Here is a 26731-nt window from a genome sequence, read left to right on the forward strand (position 1 = left end):
CACTATTAAGTACAAATGAGTACAACTGCGGTTACATCACCTATAGATGAAGTGAAATCAACGCCATGGTCTGGCGGACGCTCTCCGTTCTCGGTAGAGTATGGCAAAATGATGATGTGGTTCTTCCTGTTATCAGATGCTTTCACCTTCTCGTCGTTACTAATTGCTTACGGCGCGTTACGTTTCAGTTCGACCAGCTGGCCGGCTGCTGATAAGATCTTCCAATCAATTCCATTAACGTCGGTAGAACATGGCGCTCCGCTGGTGTTCGTAGGTATCATGACCTTTATCCTGATCATGAGCTCGGTAACTATGGTACTGGGCGTTGAAGCAGGTCACCGTGGTGCAAAAAAAGAAGTTGCCGGATGGCTGATCGCTACCGTTATAGGTGGTTTCATGTTCCTGGGTTGCCAGGCATTGGAATGGTCACACCTTTTCCACGAAGGTTTTAACTGGGGTAAGATCCCATCGGCTGAGGAGCTTAAGCACTTCTTCCCTGAGAATGTTGAGCCATCAGCAGTATACACACAGCAATTCGCTAACCTGTTCTTTACGATCACCGGTTTCCACGGTTTCCACGTATTTAGCGGTGTTATTATCAATATCGTTATCCTGATCAACGTACTGGCCGGCACTTACGAGCGTCGTGGCAGCTACTTAATGGTTGAGAAGGTTGGCCTGTACTGGCACTTCGTTGACCTGGTTTGGGTATTCGTATTTACCTTCTTCTACTTAGTATAAAACATCAGCCTAATTATTTGATCATGTCAGAAATAAAACATACAGAAGAATTACACGGCGAACATGCCGAGCACGAGACCATGAGCCGCGGCAAGATCTGGCAAGTGTTTTTTGTATTGCTGGGTATCACCGTTATCGAGTTCTTTATCGCGCTTTACCTGGTACCCAAAGGCATACTTGCCCTTAATGTGGCCAACCCGGTATACATCGTATTAACGCTGGCTAAAGCATTTTATATCGTGGCCTACTTCATGCACTTGAAGTTCGAGAAAGTTGGTCTGATATACTCTTTGGTAGTGCCGATATTGTTCATCGTAGGATTGATACTGGTACTTACCAACGAAAGTCACCACTGGGTGGACCTAAGGTAAGTAACCTGATGAACGGGTTATCTAACCAAATAAAAAAGATAGTGATCCTGGTGCTCGTATTAGCAGTACCAGGATCTTTGTATTATTTACTTACCCAAAAAGGTAAGAATCGCTACAAACCGCTCCCTATTTACGGTCCCAAGCAGGTAGCCAAGACCGGGCATACACGCCGCGGCAAATACATCCCCGATACTATTTACCACCAACTTCCCGACTTTACGCTTACTAACCAATTAGGCAAGCCGGTAAAGTTGAAGGACTTTGATTACAAAGTGTTCGTGGTGAACTTCTTTTACGGCCACTGCCCTGAGGTATGTGCCAATGTGAATAAGAACATCGATCGCCTGGCGGGAGCCTTTCGCAAGAACAAGATGGTGAAGTTCGTGAGCATAACGGTAGACCCTCAACGAGACGATGTAAAGGCACTGGAGGCCTATTCCAAACCATTCGGCTTTCCTGCCGATAAATGGATGTTCCTGACCGGTGACACGACCACGATATATGGCCTGGCCCGTAACGGTTTTTTAGTGAACGCCGTTAAGGTAGATAACAACTTTATTTTCGATAGTAAACTGATCTTGATGGACGCCGAAAAGCGCATTCGCGGGACCTACGATGGTACCAACCTGCAGGATGTGGCCCGGCTGAACGACGAGATCAAAGTACAGATAGCAGAAGAACTGCGTAAGATCAAAGCCCCTGATTGACCGATCATGAATTTTTCCGATAAATTGATATTCCGCTTCGTAGCGGGCGTTTCTATATTTGTATTTGTGGTGGTGGCTATACTTGGTGCCAAAGTATTACCCGCGCCGGCCGTATCACCGCAACTTTTATACTTGTTACCTAAACTGAACGCTTTCCTGAACGGTGCGTGCAGTGTATTGCTACTAATATCGTTGTACATGATCAGGTTAAAGAACATCACATGGCACAAGCGCATCAACATATTGGCTTTTTGCCTTTCGGCTCTTTTCCTGGTGTCATATATCCTGTTCCACTGGTTGGGTACCGACACTAAGTATGGAGACCTTAATAGTGATCATGTATTGTCAGATATCGAGAAAGCAGCGGTCGGTAGCGTCAGGTATGTATATTATGTGATCCTGGTCACACACATCATACTGGCAGCAGCTGTTTTGCCGTTAATATTATTGAGCTTTCAACGTGGGTTACAAATGCAGGTAGAGAAGCACAAAAAATTAGTACGCTGGGCTTTCCCGGTTTGGCTGTATGTGACCGTGACCGGCGTGATCATTTACGTGATGATCTCTCCGTACTATAATTTCTGATAAACATCAAGTACCTTTATATACGATCATGACGAACCAACTCAAACTAACTGTATTGGCTCTATTTATGGGCCTCATGGTGTTAAGCACTATTAGTGTAAAGGCGCAATGTGCCATGTGTTCGGCCACTGCCGAGGCCGGCGTTAAAGATGGTAACACTGAAGCCAACGGGCTTAACAACGGTATCATGTACCTGCTGGCGGCTCCGTATATAGCGGTGGCAGTGGTAGGTTACGTTTGGTATAAAAAATATCGTCGCAAAAATGTTGACATCAACATGAGCAACGAAAAACTTCATTTGAATTAAACACCTGATCCGGCCCTGTGCCGGATCTTTTGTCATAACACCATCTATCTATTTATGACACCTACACCTAAAGGCTGGGCCATGCTCCATGCTAAATGCCCGCGTTGCCGTCGCGGCAATATGTTCAAAGGCAGCATGTACAGTTTTGGTGGTAACTCCATGTACGAGAATTGTACGCACTGTAACCTGCACTTTGAGATAGAGCCTGGATATTTTTATGCCTCCATGTATGTGAGTTATTCCTTTAATGTGGCTGAGGCCGTTACCTTGGCAATGGGCGCTTATATTCTTACTGGCAGTGAATCGCCCTGGTTATACCTGGCTGTCATATTAGGCGGATGCTTTCTGCTTGCTCCGTTCAACTATCGTTACTCACGTGTGATCCTTTTATACTGGCTTTCGCCCAAGATACATTACCAAGCTTACTTAGATACCGATGATCCAAAAAGAGACTTTTGATTTTTTAGCCGACCTGGCTCAGAACAATGCACGTGAATGGTTCGCGGTCAACAAAGGCCGGTATGAGCATGCCCATCAAAACGTGATCGAGTTCGCAGGGCAATTGATCAAAGCCCTGAGTAAGATAGATGCAAGTGTTGATGCCGATCAGGACCCTAAAAAGTGTGTGATGCGGATCTACCGCGATACACGGTTCAGTAAAGATAAAACGCCATACAAGATCAATTTTGGCATTGGGCGCCTTAACAAGAGTAAGGATCCTGAAACTGGGTATTACTTACAGATACAACCGGGTGGCTCATTTATAGCCGGAGGTTATTGGATGCCCGAAGGAGAACATATCAGATCTATACGTCAGGAGATAGACTACAATGCCGCCGACCTGGTGAGCATCATTGATGCGCCCGATTTCAAAAAGACCTTCGGCGAGTTCAGAGACCAGGAAAAATTGAAAACTGTTCCTAAAGGCTACGATGCCGACAATGAGCACATCGACCTGTTGAAACTGAAAAGCTTCATCGCTTACCGTAACCTCAAAGACAAAGAACTGATGACCGCGAATGCGGCTACGCACATTGCGACCCTGTGCGGCAAACTACAACCACTGAACGTATTTTTAGAGAATGCCCTTAGCTAATTCAACGCAACCTTATATTACTTACATGAGTTTCAAATATCTATTGATCGCCTTGCTTGCCGGGTTATCCATGTCATCTTGCAAGGTCATGTCGACCAAGTCCTACAAAGCCCTTATCGCTGGCCGCGATTCGTTACAGGCCCGTGCCAACACGCTGGAAGAGGAGCGCGCAAAGCTTCAAGGTGACACCGCTCGGCTGTACCGGGAGATGAGTGACCTGCAACGCGAGTATAACGGTCTGTCGCGCGATATGACACGCAATTCGGGACAATTGACCCGTCTTTCGGCCGATCTGCAAAAACGCGAGGCTCGCTTGCGTGAGGTGGAGGAGATACTGCGCAAACGCGATGAAGCCACCAATGCGCTTAAGAACAAATTACAGCAAGCACTGTTAGGATTTCAACAAAGCGGACTATCAGTCGACGTGCGCAACGGCAAGGTGTATGTATCACTTACAGACAAGTTGCTGTTCCCGTCGGGCAGTATAGTGATCGATGAAAAGGGTAAGCAGGCTTTGAAGCAATTGGCTGTGGTATTGAACAGGGAGCCTAATATCGATCTTTCGGTAGAGGGACACACTGATAACCAAAAGGTGAATAACCTTGGCCAGATCAAAGATAACTGGGATCTGAGCGTGTTGCGCGCCACATCGGTAAGCCGATACCTCACTGAGGTGGAGAAGATCGATGCCAGGCGCATCACAGCTACCGGTAAAGGCGAGTTCCAGCCGTTGGATGTGGCCAACACACCTGAGGCTCGTGCCCGCAACCGCCGGATCGAGATCGTGCTTACGCCAAAGCTTGATGAGCTATACAACCTGATCGGTACGCAAAAAGTTAAGTAACATCTTTTCTTCTTATCAATAACATGATGAGAGGGGGATAACAGAGTAAAGGAATTGAACTCCGTAAAGCGGAGCAGATGTAGAGAGATAGACTGTTATGAAGAGGTACGCGATAATTTCTGACGTTCACGGCAACCTACTCGCCTTGCAGGCAATACTGGCCGATATCCAGCAACGCGGCATTGAGCAAATCATCAACTTAGGCGACCACGTGTTCGGTGCACTGGAGCCCGAACTGTCGGCCAATATTATTCGTAACACACCCCATATGCTATGCATCTCAGGTAATACTGACCGCGAGATCCTGGAAGCCTTAGACGTGGTATCAGAGAAAGAGAATATGGAAAGGGTTAAGGCCGACCTATCGGCCGATACTATTGCTTGGTTGAAGGACCTGCCACCTACGGCCGACTGCGACGGTATCTTCTTTGTATGCCATGGTACACCCGAAAGCGATAATGAATATTTACTGGAGCTGGTAAGACCGGAAGGCGTGTTCGTGCATGAAGATGAGCATCTGGTCGAACGTACTAAGCACATCGCGCAGCCTATCATTTTATGCGGACACTCGCATGTTAACCGTGTAGTGCACTTGAGTAGCGGTAAGGTGATCCTGAATCCTGGTAGTGTTGGTTTACCTGCCTACCTGGGTAATGGCGAATATCGCTTTGCTATGGAATCAATGACACCTCACGCTAAATATGCCATTGTGAGTATAGATAGCAAAGAGCAATATCACATTGAACAGATCGCTTGCCATTATGATTGGAACAAAGCATCGCATGTGGCCAAGGCAAATGGTAGTGTCAATTGGTCACAGTTCTTACTACACGGGCGCATGCCTAGAGACCTCCGCTCGAAATAAGGAGTGATAACAAAAAGAACCGCCGCTACTTCAAGAGTAATGGCGGTTCTTTTTTGCTATAAAGGGTATGTTAGAACGGACTAACGAAATCGTCAAATTTTTGAAGCAGTTCATCTTTAGGCGATAGCAATACTTCGGTCTCGTTAACGCCCCAGCCTAAGGCTAAGGTAGGGTCGTTCCAAAGCACACCTATCTCCGAGTCTTTATCGTAATAGTTGGTCACTTTGTAGGTAAAGATCGTATCGTCCTCAAGGGTCACAAAGCCATGTAAAAAACCAGGCGGGACCCAGAACTGCAATTGATTCTCGCTACTTAATTCAACCGATACATGCTGACCGTAAGTAGGCGAATCTTTGCGAATGTCCACCGCGATGTCAAGCACTCGGCCCTGGATTACTCTTACCAATTTACCCTGAGCAAAAGGTGGCGCTTGTGCATGCATGCCCCTCAGAGTTCCCTTTTGCGAAAAGGATTGGTTATCCTGAACAAAGTCGGCAATGATTCCGGCGTCCTCAAATTTCTTCTTGTTGTAGCTTTCAAAAAAATAACCACGGTCATCCGGGAAGATGCGCGGCTCAATGATCAAAAGACCTTCAATAGCGGTAGTTGTAACTTTCATGGTGTGATAATATGTTGCATCAGGCTGTTGAACAGCACGTAACGATTCTCAAATTGCTGATGATGACGGGTGTGCAGCTGGTGAAGATGCTGTTCTTTAAATTGATGATAGCGGTCAATGCTATCGGTGCTGTACTGTATACAGTAGGTCACGCCCTCGTTGGGTGAGTCCAGCACCTCTAATATCTGGTGGTTATCAAAGCAGCCGGTAGCTAATGCGGCGGGTATGTGTTGAGTTTGCATCCAGTGCAGCCACTCGGCACCTGCTGAGGCCTCAACAACAAATGTTTCATTGTATATGATCATCGCCGCAAATTACAAAATTATGGGGAGGTATCGGGCTTATCGCCACGCAAAGACCGAAAATGTTTACGCGCCTCACCGATCCATATGCTACCCGGGTGATCAGTAATGATCTTTTGAAAATAATCTTTCGCGGTAGCGGGCTCATGCAACTGATCCTCGTAAATGGTACCGAGCATATAGATCGCATCATCGGCCCATAGATCATTCGGGTGGTCGGCCACGATGCGTTTAAGTTGCGTTATTGCCAACGGATAATTTTTTTGCTGAAGATAGATGCGCGCTTTGGCCATCATGATATCATCGCTCAATGGGTCGCCAGGATATTTTTGATCGATGCTGTCAAGGATCATCATGGCCTTTTCTGGTCGTTCCTTGAATATCTCCAGGTCGGCACGGGCGTACTGCTTGAGCGCTTTGCCAGCCGTATCAACAGCCAATTGGTCACTGATCAGCAGCGAAAGGTTTAGTGCATCATTAGCGATCAGTTGCGAGGTGGCCGCTTTTAGCACGTTCAATTGGGCTTTGGCATATTGCAGGTCTCCGGTATAATAAGCAAGCTTGGCGTTCCGGTAATTAGCATCTTGCGCTATAGGCGTACCTGCATTGGCTTTTTCTACCTGACTGTAGATCAGTGTAGCTTCCCACGGTAGTCCGTTCATCAGGTAAACGTCGCCCAGGTCTAATTTGCAGTTAGCGTACAACTGCGGGCGCATATTAGTGATTCCCATCGCTTCTTCCAACAGCTTTTGTGCATCATTCAGTTTATGCAGCTTGAAAGCCTGCAGGTTGGCCAGTTTTTGCATAGCGAATGCGGTACCGGCATTCTTACCGAACTCATTAAGTAAAGCCTGGTAATCCTTTTCAAGACTGAGCAGGTCGGCTTGGGTGTACTTTCCCGAGGTGATCTTCGATGCCTTCACATTCACCAGCTCTATCTTGGTCGGGATGTACAGGTCGTCGGTAGGCTTGTTACGGGTAAGCAGGTATTCATATCCTCGAATGGACGTATCATAAGCTTCGTTGGCGGCCAGTACGCGGCATAGTTCAAAAACATCATTACCGCTACCTTTATGCTGTCGGCGATCGAGTGCCATGGCTTGGTTCAAAGCCTGGTCAAATTCTTTTTGTTGCAGATATAACCACGTCAGTAATCCCGAGTAAACGATCTGCTGCGGGTCTTTTTGTAAACGCCTCAATAATGCTGAGCGGAGCAGGTCATAGTCGGCCGTGCCTTCGTACAAACTGGCCAATACGTTCTCGGCCTGGTTCAGATAGACCGGATTATCGGGTAAAAAATTCAGGTACTCATCGGTAACGCCAGGCTTATCGCGCTTCATGCGGTAAAGACTGATCAGCTCCATGGCAAAAAGGCGGTCGTTACGTAAGAGCTTACGCCCTTCTTTCAGTATGTTAGTAGCCTGATCAATATCTCCCACCTGGTAAAATTGTGTGGCCAGGCTACTGATGGAGGCCGGGTCAGGCGGTAACTTTTTGACCAGTTCGGCATAAACCTCGGAGGCTTTTTCGGGATGACCCTGTTCCGTGTAGATCTTGCCCAGCATGATCGCATATTGTGACTCGGCAGGATGTTTACGCAGTATCTTTTTAGTGATGTTCTCGGCCTCGTCGAGTTTTTTGAGGCTGATCAGTACGTCGGCATAAGGTTGAAAAAAAGCTTCGTTGTCTTGACGATACAGGCGCTGATAGATGTCGGCCGCTTTTTGTGTCTCGCCCGTTTGGGTATATTGCCGGGCCAGCTGCAGGTCATTGTCCTGCGCTGAAAGCCGGGTGCTTAAAGTAACCGATATCAATAGCAGAAAAATGTACTTCATCTATCCAAAAGTAATAAATTGCGGCTGATGCCGGGCGGTATTTACTATTAGTTGACGTAATATAACAACGGGTAAAATTATAGTGACATTGTTAAGCACTTTAGCAAATTTAGCTATTTTGACCCTGCCCCTTATGAAGCGAAAAGATACAGCATGTTTAACCGTTCGAAGCTCCTGTTTTTTCTGATACTGATACCTGTATTTTTTGCCTGTAACCATAACGAGCAAAAACTCATTCCTATAAGTGACCTGTTCAAAACCCCCGGAAAAAGTTTCTTCAAGATATCGCCTGATGGTAAATACCTTTCTTACCTGAAACCTTACAAGGATAAACAGAACCTTTTCATACAATCCATTGCCGATGGTAAGGAGCGGATGGCCACCTCCTTTACCGATAATTCGGTACGCGAATATTTCTGGACCTTTAACGATCAGCTAGTATTCAACCAGGACCTTTCAGACGTAGAAGAGTTTAAGCTCTACGCACTTGATGTGAAGACGTTGCATATCCGTACGCTTATGAGCCAGCCGGCCAAGACCCGTATGCGCATGCTCAACCGCAACCGGCTCCAGCCCTATATGGTGACCATAAGCATGAACAAACGCAACCAGGGCGTATTTGATGTGTATCACCTTGACCTGCGCACAGGTGAACTTACTTTGTACATAGCCAACCCGGGTAACATCACCGACTGGTACTCCGACAGTGATGGAAAGATCCGCCTGGCCAAGGCATCTGATGGGGTCGATGAGACCATTTTATTCCGCAAGAGCGATAACGCGCCGTTCAAGCCGATCATCAAAAATAACTTTAAGAATAAGGTAGATCCTGTAGCATTTACCGATAAAGCTGATGTTTTTTATGCTCAATCCAACATCGGGCGCGATAAGATGGCTTTGGTGCAGATCAACGCGCTGACCGGTAAGGAAGAGAAGGTGGTCTATGCCAGTCCGCAGGTGGATATAACCGAAGTAGGTTACTCACGTAATAGGCGTACATTGGAATATGCGGCTTGGGAAGATGACAAGCCACATAAGAAGTTCTTGAACGCTGACCTTGAACAGGTGTATACCGATATGAAGGCCAAGCTAAATAACAGTGTCATCAAATTTATTGACCGCGATACTGCCGAGACCCGCTACCTGATCAATGCCTACACTGACCGTGATCCTGGCACTTATTACCTGTATGAGCGAAAACTGCGGAAGCTATCACAGCTAAGCAATCTGAACAATAACGTGCGTGCGGCCGACCTGTGCCCCATGAAGCCGGTAGCATATAAAGCGGCCGACGGTACGCTCATACATGGATACCTGACCTTGCCATTAGGCAAAAAGCATAACGACCTGCCACTGGTGGTGATGCCACATGATGGCCCTGCCGATCGCAACCACTGGGGCTACAATGCCGAAGTACAATTTTTAGCGAATAGGGGATATGCAGTGTTCCAAACCAATTACCGTGGTTCTACTGGCTACGGTAAGGCCTTTTTCAGTGCCGGATTTAAGCAGGTAGGTGGCAAGATACAAAGCGACATCAAGGACGGCGTGCAATGGCTGATCAAACAAAAGATAGCCGACCCTAAACGTATCGCTATCATGGGGTATCGTTTTGGCGGGTTCTCCGCCTTGTACGGACTATCGTTCTATCCAAAGCTATATAGCTGTGCTGTGGTACAATCGGGCCTGATCAATTACTTTACTTATCTAAAGGATATACCGCCTTTTTTTAAACCTCGTTTGCAAATGACCTACGAGATGGTCGGTAACCCGGAAACGGACGCCGATCAATTCAGGGCTATATCGCCGGTGTTTCATGCTGATAAGATCAAAGATCCGCTGATCATCTTTCAGGGTGGCAAGGATCAGCGTGCTAACATCAGCGAGCTTAATCAATTCGTGCGAGAACTACAAAAACGGAACGTGCCGGTGAAATATGTGCTGAAGGAAAATGAGCGCAACTATTTCAGGAGCGAACATAACCGGATGGACATGTATACCGAGATAGAAAAGTTTTTGGAGACCAACCTAAAGGCTAAACACTGATCGGCAAGGTCATGACAGCGCCTAAGAACATCTACAACAAGAACTTCTCGCTTATCGGTGCCTTTTTGGTGCTGATAACTATTTTGATGGTGGTAGCGCTGGTGGTGGCTTACAATTTCACCGAAAGCTACGTCAAGAATGAGTTCGCGTCTAAAAAGCTCGATGTGCTGGAACAGACCATCAAACCGTACAACGATTTTTTTCAGAACCGTATACCTGAGATAACTTCGTACCAGGGATTCCTCGATTCGTCATCGGCCGCTAATTACGCTCGTTCCGTTTTCCATGATTACCTTTTCGTAAAGCAGATCAGGTACAGCAAAATGGGGGTGAGCAGCAAGCCTGCCAGCCTTACCGGTAACTACATGGACATCGCTATTAAATATGTGTTCCAGTACGAGGTGAAGAAAGGCGTGCTGCAAGGAAAGCGTATGCCGGTAGATCCCAATAATAACGACTTCAGGCAGATCGCTACCAAGTTCAATAATTATATTGCCACGGCAGATACCACCCGCTTGCCCAGTCAGGATGAGATCTATCGCACTTTTTATGATGTAAGCGCAAGTAAGATCAGTTATCTGAACATTCCTCGCCGGGAAGATATTCGTGCTTACCAGGCCCTCCAAAAGGGCCGCCGTACGCCCGCCAATTTCTACTACAATCAAAACATGATGACCTTTATGCTTGATGTTTATACCATCAGGATAAAGAACACTCATCCTGAACTGTATAAGGAGATAACGGTGCAGCCGGTAGTATACGATCCGTTAGATACCAATGCCAATGAGCTACGTACCGAGGTGGCCCTGTCAGGGGCGTTTGCCGATTACAAGTTGTATTTCAGTTCACCTACTTATCATCTTGACAGCGAGATCAACCGGCGTTTCATCCCTACTGGGTCTATCGTACTGCTGATCTACATTTTCCTGGTAGTGATCGGTTGGTTGATCTATCGTAACCTCAACGTGAACCTCAAGCTGTTCAAACTACAATACGACTTCATCAATAACTTTACGCACGAATTTAAAACCCCGGTCAGCGTGATCAAGATAGCAGGATCTAACCTGCGTGGCGAGGGCGAACTGACGGAGCGTGCACGCAAGCATTACGGCAAGATACTGGACGAGGAGGCCGACAAGCTGAACGATCTGATGAACAAGCTATTGTCGTTCACCCAGATCGAGAACCGCTCCATCAAGATCAACAAACAGGAGGTGAACCTTGACGAGTTCGTGCAACGTTATTTGAACACGTTCAAGATCAAATATCCTGACCTTGATCTGGGGTATAAGATCGATGGGGTGTATAACTTTTATACCGACCCGGTGTTACTGGGTAGTATATTCCAGAACCTCATTGAGAATGCTTACAAGTATTCGAACCCGGGGCAAAAGGAGCTATTCATCTATATCAGATATGAAAAGCGCAACATCATCTTTTCATTTACCGATAAGGGAATAGGGATACCCAAGGACGAGATCAACAACGTGTTCAAGAAATTTTACCGCATCGAGAACAAATACAACCAAAATGGCAGCGTTGGGCTGGGTTTGGCTTTTTGTAAAGAACTGGTTAACTTTATGAACGGAGATCTGCAGGTAAAAAGTAAAGTGAACGAAGGCTCGGAATTTATAGTGACCCTGCCATTTGAAAATTAGAACATGAACAAAGAGATAAAGATCGCCCTGGTTGAGGACGATGAGAATTTACGTTTTTTAGTGGCCGAGCGTTTGGAGACCGAGGGTTATAAGGTATTGGAAGCCAACAACGGTACCGACGCCGAAAAGACCATATTGGAGCACATGCCCGACATCGTATTGCTCGACTGGATGCTACCAGGGCAACAGGGATCAGAGGTTTGCACCAACATACGCCAGAAGGGTTTTGATAAGCTGGTGATCATGATGACGGCAAAAGCACAGGATGTGGACAAGATCGAGGCGTATAACTTCGGCGTGTCAGACTATATCACCAAGCCATTTAACATGGATGTACTGGTGGCCATGATCGATAACAAGATTAAGTTCCAGTTAAATAATGACCGGTCGGAGGTGCATCGCTTTGCCGATATGGAGCATCACCCCAACACGCACCTGCTGGTAAAAGGCGGTCGTAAGATCGAGCTGACCATTTTGGAGAACCGGATCCTGCTTTACTTTTTGAAGAACAAGAACAAGGTGATCAACCGTGAAGAGTTGATGATGGAAGTATGGGGCTACAACGCCGATGTGAACACCCGTACACTGGATATGCACATCGTCCGCTTACGTAAAAAGATCGAGAATAATCCTGACTCACCCCAATACCTGCAAACGGTACGTGGCGTGGGTTATAAGTTCGCTTACGAATAGATCCTGCCAGCCCTGCCTAAGGGCACGGCAAAAAATAAAACCGTCATCGCGAGGAACGAAGCGATCTCTGCATAGGCACGTGAGCTATACGTTTAAGACAAGCTTTATTGCTCGTGATGACATAACCATGGGTACCCCTTCCGGGAGAGATATGGAGGGGCTACTTTTGATACGCCCTGCTCCCGATGAATTGCCGGTAAAAGTATTTGCTTTGCTGCATGCTATACCCATTTTGCGCGAATAGCTTTGCCATATCTGGTAATTCCATCACCTCTACCGCACGCATCAGCTTGAAAAAAGTATACATGCTTTTAAGCATGACCTTTTGCCACAGTTGGCCCGTGAGTTGAAAATCGGTATCGATCCATAAAGCCCCTGGCTTGAGGTGAGCATGGATCACTGAGAATATATGCTGTGCACCAAGCTCAGTAAAGTTATCGAACAAGAAGCCGGTCAGTACCACATCAAAGCGCCGTGCAGGATCTACATCTTCCATGTAAGCCTGTATGAACGTCACCTGATTATCGCCGACATGCCGCTTTTTTGAAAGCGCGATCATGTTGGCCGATGCTTCCACATAAGTGATATGCAACGTATTTGGATGTACTTTAGCCAGGCTTTCCAATATACGACCGGTTCCACCACCTACGATAAGGATGGAAGAATGAGGTTGGATCAGGTGTAGAAAATGTTCCTGAGCTTTGATCTGTGCGTTGCCGAACATCAGCTTCGATAGCCATTCATAGAACCAGGTGGTACGGTCATAATTGGTTCCCATGGTCAAATGATCTGTGCGATCATGATCGCCACGTATTGTAAGATCAGTACCCCGTCAAGGTACAGGAAGTAATAGTACTCGTTACGTTGCCAGGTGGAGCGGAAAATAAGCCAGCCGGTGAGTACGGCAACGCAGGTAAGGGCTACAAAATCGGCGTTAAAGCCGTTGTGCCTAAATAAGAACAATAAAGCGATGTAACCGGCCAGCAAGAACTGGCAGATCAGGTAAGCCTTCTTTTCGCCAAAGGCCACTGGTATGGTCTTAAGCCCGGCGATCTGGTCTTGAAAAAGGTCACGTATATCGAAAGGAACGGTAAGCGCGGCAATGAATATGAAACGTTTTGCGGTCAGGATGAATACATCCATGTTGCTGATACGGGTGAGGCCTTGTGCATGAGCTTCCAGCACAGGTAGCAATACGCAGCTAAGCGTCCATACCAGCGTGATCAGTAAGGCCTTCAAACCGGGCACATTACGCAGACCGGAGCGCCTGCCCCGGTTACTGAATAAGGGTAATCCGTAACCAACAGATAAGATCGCCAACAGGACCAAAAGCAATTTGGCCTGCATAGAAAGCATGAAGAATAAGGGAATAAGCGCCAGCAGGCACACCATGGTGATGCTGATCATTAGCCGGTGGTACTTGAAGAACCACCGGGCCCGCCGGTAAGGTGATGCCTGCGGGTTCTTGGGTTTGATCACCAGCAGGCAAAAATTGTACAACCCCAAGGTGGATGCAAAAAGTAAAGCCAGTACTGATGGTACGGGCTTAGCCCCAATCAAATGAAAAGTGACCAGCCCCTGCGCTACCGCACATAGCGCCATAAACACGTTGCTGAAAAGCAAAGCATCTAAAAGGTTCAGTCCCAGTTTTTTCATTGTGGTGTACAATGATACGGAATTATGCCGTCTGTTGTTTTCGCCGGTCTATCACGGGTTCAAATATACATCCAGCAGTCCTTCAGGCAGGTCAAGGTACACTTCGCCCCCTTCAATGTCGATACCTTTGATAAACTCGGTATTAAGCGGGAAAAGTATCTCACGTCCTTCGTAATGCACGCTAGCGATCACCTGTTGAGGGTATTCGGTCACATCGGTGATCTCGCCCAGTTCGCCATGAGCTTCATCAATGGCAATGAAGCCCTCCAGGTCCATCAGCGTAAAGTCGTCCGGGTCTTTTTCAGGCATCAGCTTGTTAGGCAGGTAAATATCCTTCTTTACTAGTGGTGTGGCCTTATCAATATGGTCTATATCCTCTAAAAAAAGGTATGCCGTGTTGGCCTGAGGATATTTGATATTGCTTACAAAGTAGGGTACCAGCTTACCGGCAATATCGATGAACACCGCATTGAATTCGATATCGGACAGGCCGTCAAAGTCAACGTATACCTGAAGTTCGCCTTTAAGTCCGCGGGTCTTGGTAACGGTACCTATTCTGAAGTGGTCTTCTAATTTCATAATAATTCTTTTAGTTGAGGCCATGTTGAACTGTTCCCAACATGCCAAATGCCGATAGCCAATTGGCACTTATACTGTAACGCCAAAATGATGACCGAATGCTCAAGTTATTAATGGCGCCCTCTTAAAACAACAATAGCGAAGCTCCTGAGGATGCTTCGCTATTGCGTATAAAATAATGCGTTTTGAGATTACTCAGCAGCAGTTTCTTCAGTAGCTTCGGTAGCGCCTTCAGTACCTTCTTCAGTTGCAGGAGCTTCTTCCTCAGCAACAGGAGCGTTCTTAGCAGCGATAGCAGCAGCACGGTCCTCGTTCTTTTTAGCTTCGGCAGCTAAAGCAGCTTTTTTAGCATCTTCTTTAGCAGTGCTCAGGCTGCTCTTTTTACCAGTGATCTTACCATCTTTTTGGTCTAACCAAGCATTGAATTTCTCATCAGCTTGCTCTTGGGTCAAAGCGCCTTTAGCAACGCCACCAGCAAGGTGTTTTTTGTATAAGATACCTTTGTAAGAAAGGATAGCACGACAAGTGTCGGTAGGTTGTGCACCATTGCTTACCCATTCAAAAGTTTTATCGAAGTTGATATCGATAGTAGCAGGATTGGTGTTAGGGTTGTATGAACCTATACGCTCAATAAAACGACCGTCACGTGGAGCACGTGCGTCGGCCACTACAATGTAGTAAAAAGGCTTGCCTTTTTTACCATGTCTTTGCAATCTGATCTTAGTTGCCATTTCTTTTCTTTGTTATGTATTCAACATTCCCCCGGAGCCTTTTCTGCGGGGACGCAAAGATAACTAATTATTTGCTCCTTTCATATACCCGGTCAAATAAAAAAGCCTGTTCATTTACCAGATGAACAGGCAGTTGCGTTACAAGCGTGTAACTTATGCTTTCTTGGCCGGAGCAGCGGTCTTTTTTACCGATGCTGAGGCTTTAGCCTCTTTTTTGCAGCAGGCGCTTCCGCTGGTGCAATGTTTCTTGCCTTTATCTTTATCGTGAGCGAACGACTGTGCTGCCGACAAGGTCAATACCGTGGCTAACATTAAAATTGCTTTCTTCATGATATCAGGGTTTTATGGTTATAACTGAATAATTGCGTGTTTATTGCAGAGCTACTTTAATGGCGGACAGGTTATACCAACTCGGCCAGTACCGTGCGTCCACCTTTAACTTTATCGCCCAAGGCCACGTTGATCTTAGTACCCAATGGTAAAAAGATATCTACTCTTGAGCCAAATTTGATGAAGCCGAATTGCTCACCTTGGTCAACTTGTTGCCCTTCCTTAACATACCACACTATACGGCGTGCTAAAGCACCTGCGATCTGGCGGAACAATACCGTAACGCCTTGTTTGTTCTCGATCGCGATAGTGGTACGCTCGTTCTCGGTAGAGGATTTCGGATGCCATGCCACCAGATATTTGCCCGGGTGATATTTGAAATAGCTTACCACACCAGCGATAGGGTTACGGTTCACGTGCACGTTAACGGGCGACATGAACACTGATACTTGTATGCGTTTATCTTTCAGGAACTCGGTCTCCTCAACCTCTTCGATCACTACCACCTTACCATCGGCCGGGCAGATCACATGGCTATCATGCTTGGTGATCGCGAATTTAGGGCTGCGGAAAAACTGGAGAATGATCACGAACAGCAGGAACGACAGAATGTATACCAGCCATTTAAGCGCCACCATGTCGGGGAAGTAAAAGTGCACCAAAGCATTCAGCACAAAAATGAACAGAATGCAAAGGGCCATGGAGGTATATCCTTCTTTATGAAAGGTCATAAACGTATAAATAAGTTAAATGCCAAAATTACTAATAAAGCCAGCCAATGACCAATATTATTTTACAGATCGCTTAGTGGCTGCCTGCACGGCGTTTAAGCACTCCGCCCGCTGCTTCCTTAATAGTATTGGTGAACACAAAGGCCTTTTCATCGACCTCGTGCACCATATTGCGCAGCCGCCTTACCTCTAAGCGGGTCACTACCGTGTAAATGATGTCTACCGGGTGGCTAACTTCAAAGCTGTTCTTCAAAAAGCCGCGTTCGCCTTTGTAGACCGTGATGCCACGACCCAGTTCCATCACCAATTTCTCTTTGATGATATCGCTCTTGCCCGATATGATCGTGACGCCGTTGTACTCTTCCAGGCCTTCGATCACAAATCCTATGGTGCGCGATGCGGTGTAGTAGGTCAGTATAGAGTATAACGCAATGGTGATGCCCATATCGATGGCCGCGACCAGGAACAGCACCACGTTGAATATAAAGATGATCTCGCTAATGGTGAGGCTCAGGTAGCGCCCGGTATAAAGTGCGAGTACCTCGCTTCCATCCAACACGCCACCGCCACGCATGGCCAAACCAACGCCAATACCCATGAATACACCACCGAACACCGATACCAGTAATTTATCTGAAGTGATCTGCGGGTATGGGATCACCACGATGGCCAGGCCCAACAGGATGATCGATACCATGGTCTTGATGGCGAATGTCTTGCTCATTTGAAAAACTCCCACGATCACAAAAGGTATGTTGATCAGCACCAGTAGTAAGGCGCTGTCCCAATGGTAAAGCTCATGTAAAAGCAGCGAGATACCGGTAACGCCACCATCTAAAAAGTGGTTAGGCATCAAAAAACTCTTCAGGGCAAAGCCGCAAAATAAGATACCTAAGGCAATGTAAAAAATATCGGTTAGCCAGTGTGGCAGGTCAAGACGCTTCATGGGCTGTGATCGGTATGGAGTTGAACAGGCAAAAATATAAAAAAAGTTCCCTGATCTTCACCATACCATCGCAGTTAATTAGAAGCCGATGGTCACTTATTTCAACGGTGCCGAGCTATATACATGATATTCGCCCGACTTGAGGTTGAGCGTATAATTTACCGTAGGAGCGTTAATGGTGGTGCCACTCAAATAGTCATACCAGGTGCCTGCAACAGGTAGGGTCACGTTAGTTTGTTGTGGTGCTACGTCAAAATTGCCGGCTACCAATACGTTCATGCCGTCGGTACCGGTGAGTTGTATGGTCTTGATATTGCCACCTAAATCATACTTAAAGTTAGTGGTGGTAAATACCGGGTTATTGATCTTCATCTTCACGAGGCGCGCATAGGTGTTGTACAACTGGCGGCGCTCGCGCACGTTCATATATTCCCAGCGCGGCGGCTTGGTGCCTAAACGGCCATTGTTATCAATGCTTACATCATACCCACGCTCTCCGAACTGCCAGATCAGTTTCGGACCCGGAGGGCTAAGCAGAAAGGCAGCCGCCATTTCCTGGCGGGCAAGGCCGGTGGCCAGATCTTTCACATTATAGCCATTGTAGCTGTTGCCGTACTGCTCATTCTTGAACATGAGCCTTTCCTCATCGTGGCTTTCAAAGTAGGCCAGGCGGTTGTAAGGCTGCGTAAAACCGTACCGGTCATAGAACAAGCCCGAAAGGTCCCAATCGGTATTGTAACCCATGGTGGCCTGGTTGGCGTTGTAATTCATGTTGCTCCACATGATCATGCCGCTGTTGGCCAATTCAGCTTCTTCGGCATTCACGGCAAAGTGTTCGAGTATCAGGTAACAGGTAGGATCAATGCTTTTGAGATAGGTATTATACATTTTAAGCGTCGCTACGCGCGCTGCATCATAGGCCGACCAGGCCGCATCGGTGCTGGATACGGTCTGTGTGAACGCCTTCGACTGATCCAGCCGGTAACCATCAATGTGGTACTCTTGCATCCAGTATTTGAGCACATCCTTAGTGTAACGCTGTACTGCTGCCGATCCATGGTTCATCTGGTAGCCCACTGCATAAGGGTGCAGATTTTGTGTATTGAACCATGGGTTGTTAGCTGCTGGTTCGCCTTTACTGTTAGCATAAAGTCTTACCATAGGCGATGAGCCGAATTGATCTTCCAGTACGATGTCCTGGATCACGGCCATGCCCTTGGCATGACAGGCATCTATAAAGGCTTTGTAGCTATTCTTGGTTCCGTAATACTTATCGAGCGCAAAGCAGAAGTTGGTGTTGTAACCCCACGAATCGTTACCCTCAAATTCGTTCACAGGTAATAGTTCGATAGCGTTAATGCCCAGGTTCTTTAAGTAGTTGAGTGTATCTGTTAACGTTTGGTAGTTATGCGCATCCACAAAGTCACGCACCAACAGCTCGTATACTACTAAGTTCTTCGGCTCAGGCCGGCTGAATGAATTGACCTTCCAGGTATAAGAAGGTTGTGTGGCCTGTATCACGCTGACCAAACCTGTGGTAGAGCCAGTGGGATAAGCTTTAAGGTCGGGGTAAGTGGATGCTGGGATAAAGCGGTCATTGTCGGGGTCCAACACCTTTTCAGTATATGGGTCGGCTATCCTGATCGTGTTGTCTACCAGGTACTGATAAGCATATTCTTTAGCCGGGTCAAGGTTATCTACCTGTATCCACCAACGGCTGCCATCGGCGGTCTTTTTCATGGCGGTAGGGGTCCAGTTGTTAAATTCTCCGATAACACTTACCGAAGTTTTTTCCGGAGCATACAGGTTAAAAATCGCCGATCGGCCTGAGTTGGTGAATGTCACACCGTCACCTGCATTATTGGGAACTTCGGAGGTGCTTGGCGGATCTTCGGTGGTGTTCACGTCATTGCCTTTTTTGCATGACAAAAGAGTGAACGCGAGCATGGCTATCAGCCATGTGTTCAGTAAAATAGGTCGCATAATTGGTTGGCAGGTAACTGAGTATCACCTGACCGCCAAATTCAAGAAAATATCTGTTTATGGACAGCAGCCGACGGTTAGCTTAAATATAATTTAGCATGTTTGAATATCAAGTTGCTGATAAACAATATTTTGTGAATTGTATGGGCCTTATTTTTTTAACGTTAGTAAACACTTAATTGTAACCTTACGGTCTGAGAACAGTTTGTTTGGCTGGATGCAGGTAGGTCGGCTTAATTAAAAACGAAATAAAGGTATACGAACACCACCGGAGCAGCCAGCAATAATCCGTCGAAACGATCCAGCAAACCACCGTGACCCGGAAGCAGGCCGCCACTATCTTTAACGTTGATGCTGCGTTTGAACATTGACTCCACCAGATCACCCAATGTGCCTACGATACCTATGATGATCGCCATAGAGACCCATTGGCGCCACTCTAATTCTTTGAAATAGATACTGAGGATATAACCTACAACAGCTGCGATCAGGATACCACCAATAAACCCTTCCCAGGTCTTTTTAGGTGAATGACGCTCGAACAACTTAGCGCGGCCAAATTGGCGACCGGTGAGGTAAGCACCCGTGTCATTGGCCCAAAGCATGATCAGGAAAGCCATGGGTACATGTGCGTCAAAGCCGGTATTGGTCACAAAACCAAGGGTATGGTAAAAGGTGAAGGGCAGTATAGTGAGGATAATGCCCAAATAGGTATAGCCAATGTTGGCAAAAGGAGTTTCTGTATCCCTGTAAAGCTCATTTACCAATATGGCAGCTAAAGGCAGTACCAATAAAAAGATGAGTTTGTGCAGGGTAGCCGCCTCAGGGTAAGCATCCCAATGGAACAAGGCCGCGAAAGATGCGTAAATAGCGGCGCCACTGATCAGGCCTAAGGGGATATTCGGCTTCAAGCCAGCCTTTTTAAGCAATCCGTAGAATTCCTGCAAACACAGTATAGCCAGAAACCCGTAAAAGACTGAAAAGATAACCGGGCCGGCAAAAAAAGACCCGAGCATTACCGCTACAAAAAAAATACCCGTTATAGCACGTGTTCTCATAAGCTGATTTGATTCATCACCATTAGTTCAATGGCGTCGGCCAGATCTTTTTCATGTATGTAAACCTCAATGCTGCCAAAGTTTTGGTGCGATGAGGCTTGCTTGTTCAATAGCACAGCGCCAATGGCATGCTCGGTAAGCACTTGTTTGATGATCTCGGCCTGATAGAAGTTTGAAGAAGTGTAGATCTTGATCCAGTTCTTTTCCATTAATTAAAACCTGCGATGGGGATCTTTAGGGAGTGTTGCATCGCGGTAACTCCAGAACAAAGCTACGGTAATTATGATACTTAAGATATATAAACTGTAACTAAAATGGTGTTCCACATTAGGATCTACCTTGATGATCTTGTGCTGGAAGAGGTAGGTTGTGACCACCGCTGATCCATTATTAATGAAGTGTGCCCATACCGCCGGCCAAACGCTCCCGCTCCAGGCGGCAAAGTATCCAAAAAAGACACCAAGTGCCAACCGGGGTAAAAAGCCATAAAATTCCATGTGAAAGGCACTGAACAGTGCGGCCGTTATCCAAATAGCCACGTGAATATTACCTGTCCACTTTACAAAAATGGTTTGCAAACATCCTCTAAACATCAGTTCTTCGGCTACCGCGGTGGCAAGACCGATCAATAGCAGCGACTTCAGGCAATCCCACCAGGTGTTCATTTTTAACAAGGCCATTGTAGCACGCTGCGCCGCATCTTCTGATGAACGCATCCAGTCTTCCAGCCCCTTCAGTGCAGGTGGTAATACCATCTTTTGATTGAACGTAATGAGAACTTCCATAATGGGAGTGCTGATCACCATTATCGCCAGTACGATCAGCAATAGGATGCGCCTGAAATCAGTGTTGGTGTGCAGGTAATCATCGGGGGCCTTTAAAATGAACTTACCCACCACTATCGGGGTGAGCAGAAGGGGTATAGTGGTCCCCGTGATCTGCAGGATCCACAGGCTTTTCACAGCTTTGGGGTCTGCCAGATCCATCTTCATCACAAGGTTCATTACCTCCATGCCATAACGTCCTGCTATAAAGGCCAGTCCGATCACACTGCCAATGATCAATAGAGCCAGTGTGATGCCCACGAAGATCAAAAATTGGGTCCAGGGAGGAGTTTCCCTGTCATAATATGGTTTTTTGCTGATCATACAGTTGCCGCAAATTTCGTAATTTTGCAGCGGTTTAAATATAAGCATGTCTGTACAAATAGGAAATATCGATCTGGGCCAATTTCCGCTACTGCTGGCACCAATGGAGGACGTAAGCGATCCGCCGTTCCGTTACGTGTGTAAGCAGAACGGCGCTGATATGATGTACACCGAGTTCATCTCTTCAGAAGGGTTGATACGTGATGCGGCCAAAAGCCGCCAAAAGCTTGATATTTTTGAGTATGAACGCCCGATAGGGATACAGATATTTGGTAGCGATATCAACTCCATGCGTGAGGCCACCGAGATAGCCACCCAGGCTGGACCCGACCTGATGGATATTAACTACGGTTGCCCTGTAAAGAATGTGGCCTGCAGAGGAGCCGGTGCCAGTTTGCTACAGGATATTGACAAAATGGTGGCCATGACCAAAGCGGTAGTTGAGGCCACGCATTTGCCTGTAACGGTGAAGACTCGCTTGGGCTGGGATGATAACACCAAGAACGTTTATGAAGTTGCCGAACGCCTGCAAGATGTGGGTATCAAGGCCTTGACCATACATGGCCGTACTCGTGCTCAGATGTACAAAGGTGTGGCCGACTGGAGTCTCATCCGAGATATCAAGCGAAATCCGCGTATCAGGATCCCAATATTTGGTAACGGTGACATCGACTCACCCGAGAAGGCCGCCAACTGGCGACTGGAGTATGGGGTGGACGGAATGATGATCGGCAGGGCTGCCATCGGCTATCCATGGATCTTCCGCGAGATCAAACATTTTTTTGCCACCGGCGAGCATATGGACCGCCCGACCATTGCCGAACGCATTGATGCATGTAAGACCCACTTGGATAAATCTATCGAGTGGAAAGGTCCCAAAACAGGTATTTTCGAGATGCGCAGGCATTATTCTAACTATTTTAAAGGGTTAGATAATTTCAAAGAATTTAGAATGAGAATGGTAAGCACCGACAATATGGAGGAGCTTTACGAGATATTATGGCAGATCAATGAGCGTTACAGCATTGAAATGGCATGAACATTGAGTAAGTACCGTTTTTAGCTGTAAACACATGGCAACTACTACGATAACAGATGGGGTCAAGATCTCGGTCGAGACCCAGTACCAACCAGAATACTCCAACCCGGCGAATGAGCATTTCATGTTTGCCTACAAGATACATATCGAAAATTTGAGCGATAATACGGTACAATTGATGCGCCGCCATTGGCATATCTTCGACTCTAATGGCACTCGCCGCGAGGTGGAGGGTGAAGGAGTGGTCGGTCTGCAGCCGGTCATTGAACCGGGAGGTTCGCACGAATACATCTCAGGCTGTAATTTGAAGACCGATATGGGAAGCATGAAGGGTACTTATCAAATGGTGCGCCTGATGGATGATATGGAATTCGAAGCGGAGATACCGCAGTTTTACCTTATTGCTCCATTCAAATTGAATTGATACAACAATACAGGCATTTTAAAAGAGCCCGGGTTTTTACCTGGGCTTTTTGTTTTATGACGTATATGATATCGACAGCTGTCTAAGGCAGATCTTTTCTCATCCGGCTGTGAATGAATTACGGTCGCAAGCCAATAAGGAATTGACTACATTCGCACTATGTACCTCATCAAAACTCCCTGGCTGCTCAAAAAGCTCTATCCACAACTGATCTGGAACATGAATAGGGAGCGTAGGGTGATCTATCTTACCTTTGATGACGGACCTATACCGGTGGTCACCCCATTTGTGCTGGAAACACTGAAGAAGTACAACGCCAAAGCTACCTTCTTTTGCATTGGCGATAACATAAGCAAACACCCGGATATATATCAGCAGCTGATCGCCGATGGGCATGCCATAGGAAATCATACTTACAACCACCTCAAGGGTTGGGAAACCGATGATAACACTTACGTGCAAAATTTTCAAAAAGCTTCGGATCTGATGCTCACCTCTTTATTTCGCCCACCTTACGGACGGATCAAGCGCTCGCAGATCAGACAGCTTAAAGCTCTGCAGCCTGATCTGAGGATCATTATGTGGGATGTATTAAGTGGTGACTTTGACACGACGTTGAAACCAGCCAACTGCCTTAAAGGAGTATTGAAGTATACCAGTAATGGGGCTATAGTTGTTTTTCACGATAGCTTGAAGGCATTTGAACGATTGGAATATGTATTGCCGCGTGCGTTAGAGGAGTGGGCGAAAGCAGGGTTTGAGTTCGCTATACTCTGATGCTATAAACATCTTCTTTTGGCTTCTAACTATTGCTCTTTTCAACTGTTGTTATCAGTAAAATAAATTATTATTAAAATATGTGAGTGTTTTAATGATAATTGTTGTTTTTGTTGAATCTATATTGAATTATTTTCATAGATTTCATCAATTAGTTCAAAAGATATTTTATTTATCCTGATTTTTAAACGCTGTTTATGTTTTCGTCATCGCAATTTGATCAGTATCATGCCATTAGTGGCGTTTGGGACGAAATGTATAGCAATAATTCGTCGATACGGGATCATTACCAAAAAGTGATCAGCTATTTGTCGCGTGAATCGACGGATGATCTCAACAAAAAAGAGGAGCTCGCCCGCCGCTTGTTCATGACCCAGGGCATCACGTTCACCGTATATAACAGTGGCGAGGGTATCGAAAAGATATTTCCATTTGATATCATACCAAGGGTCATCACTGCGGCCGAATGGACCTTAGTGGAAAAAGGTATCAAGCAGCGCCTCACCGCACTCAATCTGTTCCTGAAAGATGTTTATCACAACCAGTTCATCATCAAAGATGGCATCGTACCCATTGATGTGATCTATTCGTGTCCGCATTTTTTGCGGCAGATGTATCAACTGGAGGTACCGTATGATATCTATGTACACATAGCCGGTATCGACCTCATTCGTGATGAGGAAGGCGTATTCTATGTGCTGGAGGATAACCTGCGTACACCTTCGGGTGTGAGCTACATGCTCGAGAACCGTGAGATCACCAAGCGTTTGTTCCCTGATCTGTTGCCGCAGTGTAATGTACGTAGCGTTACTGAGTATCCCACCATCCTGTATAAAAATCTGATGTCGTTATCACCGCGGCAGATCAGTGATCCGACCATTGTGCTGCTGAGTCCGGGTATATATAACTCCGCTTATTTTGAACATACCACGCTGGCCCGTATGATGGGCGTGGAGCTGGTAGAGGGGCGCGACCTGGTCGTAAGTAATCATAAAGTTTACATGAAGACCACCACCGGCCTGCAACAGGTAGATGTGATCTATCGCCGGGTGGATGATGAGTTTTTGGATCCGCTGGTATTCAACCCTAATAGTGTGCTGGGTGTGGCAGGCATCATGAGCGCTTACCGCAAAGGTAACGTGGCCATTGTAAATGCCATTGGCAATGGTGTAGCTGATGATAAAGCCATTTACAGCTACGTACCCGATATGATCAAGTATTATTTGAACGAGGAGCCGCTATTACGTAACGTTCCTACTTATCAGTTACGGAATCAGGATGAGCGTGAGTACACCTTCGCTAACATCAATAAAATGGTGGTGAAAAAGACCAACGAGAGCGGTGGTTACGGTATGCTGATGGGCCATGCGGCCAGTGAAGAGGAGATAGACGATTACAAAAAGGAGATATTAAAGGAACCGCGCAACTTCATCGCTCAGCCCACTATTGGGTTGTCGGCAGCGCCGTGTTATATACAAGGTACACTACAGCCCCGCAGGATAGACCTGCGGCCGTATGCCCTCTGCGGTCCAGATGGTATCGAGATCGTACCGGGCGGACTTACCCGCGTGGCTCTGAAAGAAGGTTCGCTGGTGGTGAACAGTTCGCAGGGCGGGGGTAGTAAAGACACCTGGGTATTGGCCTGACGTCGAAAGCGATGGGTGAGATAATTGAAAGTTAAAGAAATTCTGAGGGCATACTTCCGGATCTGAAATAAGCACATATGTTAAGCAGAGTTGCAGCAAGTTTTTATTGGTTAAGCCGTTACATTGAGCGTAGTGATGGCATCTTAAGGATGCTTAAGATCAATTACGCCTCTTCGCAGGATGCGGTGCGGGAATTCACCTGGGAGCCGGTGATCAGGATATTTACGGGTATCGATCCAGGCCTGACCGGCCGGCTTAATAACGATAGCCGCGCCGTCCTCACCTACATGGTGACCGATAAGCATAACCCCAATTCGATCCTCAACATGATCACCCGTGCGCGCGAGAACGCCAGGAGCGTACAGGAACACATTACCCGTGATCTGTGGCAATGTTTGAACGAGTATTACCATGTAGTAAAGGACCCGAACATCGAGGTAAGGCTGCAAAAAGATGACCCCATCAGTGTGCTGGATATCCTGATCAAACAGATCATGCTGTACTATGGCTTTGCCGAGGTGGCCATGGAGCGTGGCCAGGGTCGCAGTTTTATGAACATCGGCAAGTACCTTGAACGAAGCATACAGGCTATCGACATTCTGGACATCAAATTCGGTTCCGTGACCGATAATCCTGATCTGCTTACTGACACCACTTACTGGAAGCATCTGCTGCAATCAATAGGTGGTTATGAGCTTTATTTGAAGACCTACCGCGATGGTATCGAAGCACAGAACGTGATGGAACTGGTGATGCTCAATACTGATTTTCCGCGTTCGGTCATTTACTCGGTCAATAACATTCACCGTTATTATGAACGCCTGAAAAGCGAAAGCAACCTGAGTAATTATCGCGATATCGCTTTCCAGATCGGCAAGCTACAGAGCTTCATCAAGTACAGTTCGGCTCAAAGCATCCGCCATGTGGGGTTACACCAGTACCTGACCCAGATCCGGCAAGACCTGTTCGCCATTGGCACATCGCTCAATGAGCATTATTTCGCTAATTCCTGAT

The 26731-nt window shown here is 46.7% G+C and carries 31 protein-coding genes; 17 read left to right on the forward strand and 14 right to left on the reverse strand.

Translation table 11 applies throughout. From position 1 onward, the window contains the following. Positions 1 to 15: 15 nt before the first annotated feature. The 9 genes from LLH06_RS03135 to LLH06_RS03175 all read left to right on the forward strand — a co-directional run bounded on the left by LLH06_RS03135 (position 16) and on the right by LLH06_RS03175 (position 5516). Entirely contained in the window at positions 16 to 741 is a 726-nt protein-coding gene (locus tag LLH06_RS03135) for a cytochrome c oxidase subunit 3 (RefSeq protein WP_228171807.1), read from the forward strand. 23 nt (positions 742 to 764) lie between these two features. Continuing rightward, positions 765 to 1112 (forward strand): cytochrome C oxidase subunit IV family protein, encoded by a 348-nt coding sequence (locus tag LLH06_RS03140; RefSeq protein ID WP_228171808.1) that lies wholly within the window; start codon positions 765 to 767, stop codon positions 1110 to 1112. 8 nt (positions 1113 to 1120) lie between these two features. Beyond that, positions 1121 to 1819: an SCO family protein gene (locus LLH06_RS03145; RefSeq protein ID WP_228171809.1), complete on the forward strand. Its 699-nt coding sequence runs from the start codon at positions 1121 to 1123 to the stop codon at positions 1817 to 1819. A gap of 6 nt (positions 1820 to 1825) precedes the next feature. Beyond that, entirely contained in the window at positions 1826 to 2404 is a 579-nt protein-coding gene (locus LLH06_RS03150) for a DUF420 domain-containing protein (RefSeq protein WP_228171810.1), read from the forward strand. Positions 2405 to 2432: 28 nt separating this feature from the next. After that, the gene (locus LLH06_RS03155) at positions 2433 to 2711 is read left to right on the forward strand and encodes a hypothetical protein (RefSeq protein ID WP_228171811.1); all 279 of its coding nucleotides are present in this window, start codon (positions 2433 to 2435) and stop codon (positions 2709 to 2711) included. 54 nt (positions 2712 to 2765) lie between these two features. Further along, positions 2766 to 3170, forward strand: coding sequence for a DUF983 domain-containing protein (locus tag LLH06_RS03160; protein WP_228171812.1), 405 nt, complete (start codon positions 2766 to 2768; stop codon positions 3168 to 3170). Further along, a complete protein-coding gene (locus tag LLH06_RS03165) occupies positions 3148 to 3807 on the forward strand; it encodes a DUF2461 domain-containing protein (protein ID WP_228171813.1) in 660 nt (219 codons plus the stop codon). Before LLH06_RS03160 ends, LLH06_RS03165 begins: the two co-directional genes overlap by 23 nt. Before the next feature lie 25 nt (positions 3808 to 3832). Next, positions 3833 to 4651, forward strand: coding sequence for an OmpA family protein (locus LLH06_RS03170; protein ID WP_228171814.1), 819 nt, complete (start codon positions 3833 to 3835; stop codon positions 4649 to 4651). Between the two features lie 97 nt (positions 4652 to 4748). Next, positions 4749 to 5516, forward strand: coding sequence for a metallophosphoesterase family protein (locus tag LLH06_RS03175; protein ID WP_228171815.1), 768 nt, complete (start codon positions 4749 to 4751; stop codon positions 5514 to 5516). A gap of 70 nt (positions 5517 to 5586) precedes the next feature. Here the strand turns inward: LLH06_RS03175 and rfbC are convergent, their stop codons facing one another. From rfbC to LLH06_RS03190, 3 genes are read right to left on the reverse strand one after another with little or no spacing between them, the layout of a single operon-like run. Then, positions 5587 to 6135 (reverse strand): dTDP-4-dehydrorhamnose 3,5-epimerase, encoded by a 549-nt coding sequence (gene rfbC / locus LLH06_RS03180; RefSeq protein WP_228171816.1) that lies wholly within the window; start codon positions 6133 to 6135, stop codon positions 5587 to 5589. After that, entirely contained in the window at positions 6132 to 6440 is a 309-nt protein-coding gene (locus LLH06_RS03185; RefSeq protein ID WP_228171817.1) for a DUF4286 family protein, read from the reverse strand. Before LLH06_RS03185 ends, rfbC begins: the two co-directional genes overlap by 4 nt. Positions 6441 to 6457: 17 nt before the next feature. After that, a complete protein-coding gene (locus LLH06_RS03190; protein WP_228171818.1) occupies positions 6458 to 8272 on the reverse strand; it encodes a tetratricopeptide repeat protein in 1815 nt (604 codons plus the stop codon). Positions 8273 to 8425: 153 nt separating this feature from the next. Here LLH06_RS03190 and LLH06_RS03195 point away from each other — a divergent pair, with 153 nt between their 5' ends. From LLH06_RS03195 to LLH06_RS03205, 3 genes are read left to right on the forward strand one after another with little or no spacing between them, the layout of a single operon-like run. Continuing rightward, positions 8426 to 10318, forward strand: a complete 1893-nt coding sequence (locus tag LLH06_RS03195; RefSeq protein WP_228171819.1) for an alpha/beta hydrolase family protein — start codon at positions 8426 to 8428, stop codon at positions 10316 to 10318. 11 nt (positions 10319 to 10329) lie between these two features. Then, positions 10330 to 11976: a sensor histidine kinase gene (locus tag LLH06_RS03200; protein WP_228171820.1), complete on the forward strand. Its 1647-nt coding sequence runs from the start codon at positions 10330 to 10332 to the stop codon at positions 11974 to 11976. Positions 11977 to 11979: 3 nt separating this feature from the next. Next, entirely contained in the window at positions 11980 to 12669 is a 690-nt protein-coding gene (locus LLH06_RS03205) for a response regulator transcription factor (protein WP_228171821.1), read from the forward strand. Positions 12670 to 12829: 160 nt separating this feature from the next. On the opposite strand, the gene LLH06_RS03210 is transcribed toward LLH06_RS03205, so the two are convergent. From LLH06_RS03210 to LLH06_RS03260, 11 genes are all read right to left on the reverse strand, one after another. Next, positions 12830 to 13447: a class I SAM-dependent methyltransferase gene (locus LLH06_RS03210; protein WP_228171822.1), complete on the reverse strand. Its 618-nt coding sequence runs from the start codon at positions 13445 to 13447 to the stop codon at positions 12830 to 12832. A 2-nt stretch (positions 13448 to 13449) separates the two neighbouring features. Further along, the gene (locus tag LLH06_RS03215; RefSeq protein WP_228171823.1) at positions 13450 to 14325 is read right to left on the reverse strand and encodes a UbiA prenyltransferase family protein; all 876 of its coding nucleotides are present in this window, start codon (positions 14323 to 14325) and stop codon (positions 13450 to 13452) included. A gap of 51 nt (positions 14326 to 14376) precedes the next feature. After that, positions 14377 to 14904, reverse strand: coding sequence for a ribosome maturation factor RimM (rimM, locus tag LLH06_RS03220; protein ID WP_228171824.1), 528 nt, complete (start codon positions 14902 to 14904; stop codon positions 14377 to 14379). A 191-nt stretch (positions 14905 to 15095) separates the two neighbouring features. Next, positions 15096 to 15635: a 30S ribosomal protein S16 gene (locus LLH06_RS03225; protein WP_228171825.1), complete on the reverse strand. Its 540-nt coding sequence runs from the start codon at positions 15633 to 15635 to the stop codon at positions 15096 to 15098. A 153-nt stretch (positions 15636 to 15788) separates the two neighbouring features. After that, a complete protein-coding gene (locus LLH06_RS03230; RefSeq protein WP_228171826.1) occupies positions 15789 to 15965 on the reverse strand; it encodes a hypothetical protein in 177 nt (58 codons plus the stop codon). Positions 15966 to 16036: 71 nt separating this feature from the next. Continuing rightward, on the reverse strand, positions 16037 to 16696 hold the full coding sequence (locus LLH06_RS03235) for a phosphatidylserine decarboxylase family protein (RefSeq protein WP_228171827.1): 660 nt from the start codon (positions 16694 to 16696) through the stop codon (positions 16037 to 16039). A 73-nt stretch (positions 16697 to 16769) separates the two neighbouring features. Then, positions 16770 to 17642, reverse strand: coding sequence for a YitT family protein (locus LLH06_RS03240; RefSeq protein WP_228171828.1), 873 nt, complete (start codon positions 17640 to 17642; stop codon positions 16770 to 16772). Positions 17643 to 17738: 96 nt separating this feature from the next. After that, positions 17739 to 19625 (reverse strand): alpha-amylase family glycosyl hydrolase, encoded by a 1887-nt coding sequence (locus LLH06_RS03245; RefSeq protein ID WP_228171829.1) that lies wholly within the window; start codon positions 19623 to 19625, stop codon positions 17739 to 17741. A gap of 233 nt (positions 19626 to 19858) precedes the next feature. Beyond that, positions 19859 to 20683: a phosphatidate cytidylyltransferase gene (locus LLH06_RS03250; RefSeq protein WP_228171830.1), complete on the reverse strand. Its 825-nt coding sequence runs from the start codon at positions 20681 to 20683 to the stop codon at positions 19859 to 19861. Next, on the reverse strand, positions 20680 to 20892 hold the full coding sequence (locus LLH06_RS03255) for a putative signal transducing protein (RefSeq protein ID WP_228171831.1): 213 nt from the start codon (positions 20890 to 20892) through the stop codon (positions 20680 to 20682). The genes LLH06_RS03250 and LLH06_RS03255 overlap by 4 nt, the downstream gene beginning before the upstream one ends. Before the next feature lie 3 nt (positions 20893 to 20895). Continuing rightward, the gene (locus LLH06_RS03260; RefSeq protein WP_228171832.1) at positions 20896 to 21879 is read right to left on the reverse strand and encodes a CPBP family intramembrane glutamic endopeptidase; all 984 of its coding nucleotides are present in this window, start codon (positions 21877 to 21879) and stop codon (positions 20896 to 20898) included. Between LLH06_RS03260 and dusB the strand changes: the two genes are divergently transcribed. The 5 genes from dusB to LLH06_RS03285 all read left to right on the forward strand — a co-directional run bounded on the left by dusB (position 21878) and on the right by LLH06_RS03285 (position 26730). After that, on the forward strand, positions 21878 to 22870 hold the full coding sequence (gene dusB, locus LLH06_RS03265; protein WP_228171833.1) for a tRNA dihydrouridine synthase DusB: 993 nt from the start codon (positions 21878 to 21880) through the stop codon (positions 22868 to 22870). The two genes, LLH06_RS03260 and dusB, sit on opposite strands and share 2 nt — an antisense overlap. 34 nt (positions 22871 to 22904) lie before the next feature. Beyond that, positions 22905 to 23294 (forward strand): Co2+/Mg2+ efflux protein ApaG, encoded by a 390-nt coding sequence (gene apaG, locus LLH06_RS03270; RefSeq protein WP_228171834.1) that lies wholly within the window; start codon positions 22905 to 22907, stop codon positions 23292 to 23294. A 159-nt stretch (positions 23295 to 23453) separates the two neighbouring features. Then, entirely contained in the window at positions 23454 to 24071 is a 618-nt protein-coding gene (locus LLH06_RS03275) for a polysaccharide deacetylase family protein (RefSeq protein ID WP_228171835.1), read from the forward strand. A 197-nt stretch (positions 24072 to 24268) separates the two neighbouring features. Then, entirely contained in the window at positions 24269 to 25717 is a 1449-nt protein-coding gene (locus tag LLH06_RS03280; RefSeq protein ID WP_228171836.1) for a circularly permuted type 2 ATP-grasp protein, read from the forward strand. A 77-nt stretch (positions 25718 to 25794) separates the two neighbouring features. Further along, positions 25795 to 26730: an alpha-E domain-containing protein gene (locus tag LLH06_RS03285; RefSeq protein WP_228171837.1), complete on the forward strand. Its 936-nt coding sequence runs from the start codon at positions 25795 to 25797 to the stop codon at positions 26728 to 26730. Position 26731 lies beyond the last annotated feature (1 nt).

It is taken from the genome of Mucilaginibacter daejeonensis, assembly GCF_020783335.1.
Lineage (GTDB): Bacteria > Bacteroidota > Bacteroidia > Sphingobacteriales > Sphingobacteriaceae > Mucilaginibacter > Mucilaginibacter daejeonensis.

Bases quoted from the DNA above. Each gene is read 5' to 3' on its own strand.
- LLH06_RS03135 (WP_228171807.1), top strand. From the start codon at position 16: ATGAGTACAACTGCGGTTACATCACCTATAGATGAAGTGAAATCAACG.
- LLH06_RS03140 (WP_228171808.1), top strand. From the start codon at position 765: ATGTCAGAAATAAAACATACAGAAGAATTACACGGCGAACATGCCGAG.
- LLH06_RS03145 (WP_228171809.1), top strand. From the start codon at position 1,121: ATGAACGGGTTATCTAACCAAATAAAAAAGATAGTGATCCTGGTGCTC.
- LLH06_RS03150 (WP_228171810.1), top strand. From the start codon at position 1,826: ATGAATTTTTCCGATAAATTGATATTCCGCTTCGTAGCGGGCGTTTCT.
- LLH06_RS03155 (WP_228171811.1), top strand. From the start codon at position 2,433: ATGACGAACCAACTCAAACTAACTGTATTGGCTCTATTTATGGGCCTC.
- LLH06_RS03160 (WP_228171812.1), top strand. From the start codon at position 2,766: ATGACACCTACACCTAAAGGCTGGGCCATGCTCCATGCTAAATGCCCG.
- LLH06_RS03165 (WP_228171813.1), top strand. From the start codon at position 3,148: ATGATCCAAAAAGAGACTTTTGATTTTTTAGCCGACCTGGCTCAGAAC.
- LLH06_RS03170 (WP_228171814.1), top strand. From the start codon at position 3,833: ATGAGTTTCAAATATCTATTGATCGCCTTGCTTGCCGGGTTATCCATG.
- LLH06_RS03175 (WP_228171815.1), top strand. From the start codon at position 4,749: ATGAAGAGGTACGCGATAATTTCTGACGTTCACGGCAACCTACTCGCC.
- rfbC (WP_228171816.1), bottom strand. From the start codon at position 6,135: ATGAAAGTTACAACTACCGCTATTGAAGGTCTTTTGATCATTGAGCCG.
- LLH06_RS03185 (WP_228171817.1), bottom strand. From the start codon at position 6,440: ATGATCATATACAATGAAACATTTGTTGTTGAGGCCTCAGCAGGTGCC.
- LLH06_RS03190 (WP_228171818.1), bottom strand. From the start codon at position 8,272: ATGAAGTACATTTTTCTGCTATTGATATCGGTTACTTTAAGCACCCGG.
- LLH06_RS03195 (WP_228171819.1), top strand. From the start codon at position 8,426: ATGTTTAACCGTTCGAAGCTCCTGTTTTTTCTGATACTGATACCTGTA.
- LLH06_RS03200 (WP_228171820.1), top strand. From the start codon at position 10,330: ATGACAGCGCCTAAGAACATCTACAACAAGAACTTCTCGCTTATCGGT.
- LLH06_RS03205 (WP_228171821.1), top strand. From the start codon at position 11,980: ATGAACAAAGAGATAAAGATCGCCCTGGTTGAGGACGATGAGAATTTA.
- LLH06_RS03210 (WP_228171822.1), bottom strand. From the start codon at position 13,447: ATGGGAACCAATTATGACCGTACCACCTGGTTCTATGAATGGCTATCG.
- LLH06_RS03215 (WP_228171823.1), bottom strand. From the start codon at position 14,325: ATGAAAAAACTGGGACTGAACCTTTTAGATGCTTTGCTTTTCAGCAAC.
- rimM (WP_228171824.1), bottom strand. From the start codon at position 14,904: ATGAAATTAGAAGACCACTTCAGAATAGGTACCGTTACCAAGACCCGC.
- LLH06_RS03225 (WP_228171825.1), bottom strand. From the start codon at position 15,635: ATGGCAACTAAGATCAGATTGCAAAGACATGGTAAAAAAGGCAAGCCT.
- LLH06_RS03230 (WP_228171826.1), bottom strand. From the start codon at position 15,965: ATGAAGAAAGCAATTTTAATGTTAGCCACGGTATTGACCTTGTCGGCA.
- LLH06_RS03235 (WP_228171827.1), bottom strand. From the start codon at position 16,696: ATGACCTTTCATAAAGAAGGATATACCTCCATGGCCCTTTGCATTCTG.
- LLH06_RS03240 (WP_228171828.1), bottom strand. From the start codon at position 17,642: ATGAAGCGTCTTGACCTGCCACACTGGCTAACCGATATTTTTTACATT.
- LLH06_RS03245 (WP_228171829.1), bottom strand. From the start codon at position 19,625: ATGCGACCTATTTTACTGAACACATGGCTGATAGCCATGCTCGCGTTC.
- LLH06_RS03250 (WP_228171830.1), bottom strand. From the start codon at position 20,683: ATGAGAACACGTGCTATAACGGGTATTTTTTTTGTAGCGGTAATGCTC.
- LLH06_RS03255 (WP_228171831.1), bottom strand. From the start codon at position 20,892: ATGGAAAAGAACTGGATCAAGATCTACACTTCTTCAAACTTCTATCAG.
- dusB (WP_228171833.1), top strand. From the start codon at position 21,878: ATGTCTGTACAAATAGGAAATATCGATCTGGGCCAATTTCCGCTACTG.
- LLH06_RS03260 (WP_228171832.1), bottom strand. From the start codon at position 21,879: ATGCTTATATTTAAACCGCTGCAAAATTACGAAATTTGCGGCAACTGT.
- apaG (WP_228171834.1), top strand. From the start codon at position 22,905: ATGGCAACTACTACGATAACAGATGGGGTCAAGATCTCGGTCGAGACC.
- LLH06_RS03275 (WP_228171835.1), top strand. From the start codon at position 23,454: ATGTACCTCATCAAAACTCCCTGGCTGCTCAAAAAGCTCTATCCACAA.
- LLH06_RS03280 (WP_228171836.1), top strand. From the start codon at position 24,269: ATGTTTTCGTCATCGCAATTTGATCAGTATCATGCCATTAGTGGCGTT.
- LLH06_RS03285 (WP_228171837.1), top strand. From the start codon at position 25,795: ATGTTAAGCAGAGTTGCAGCAAGTTTTTATTGGTTAAGCCGTTACATT.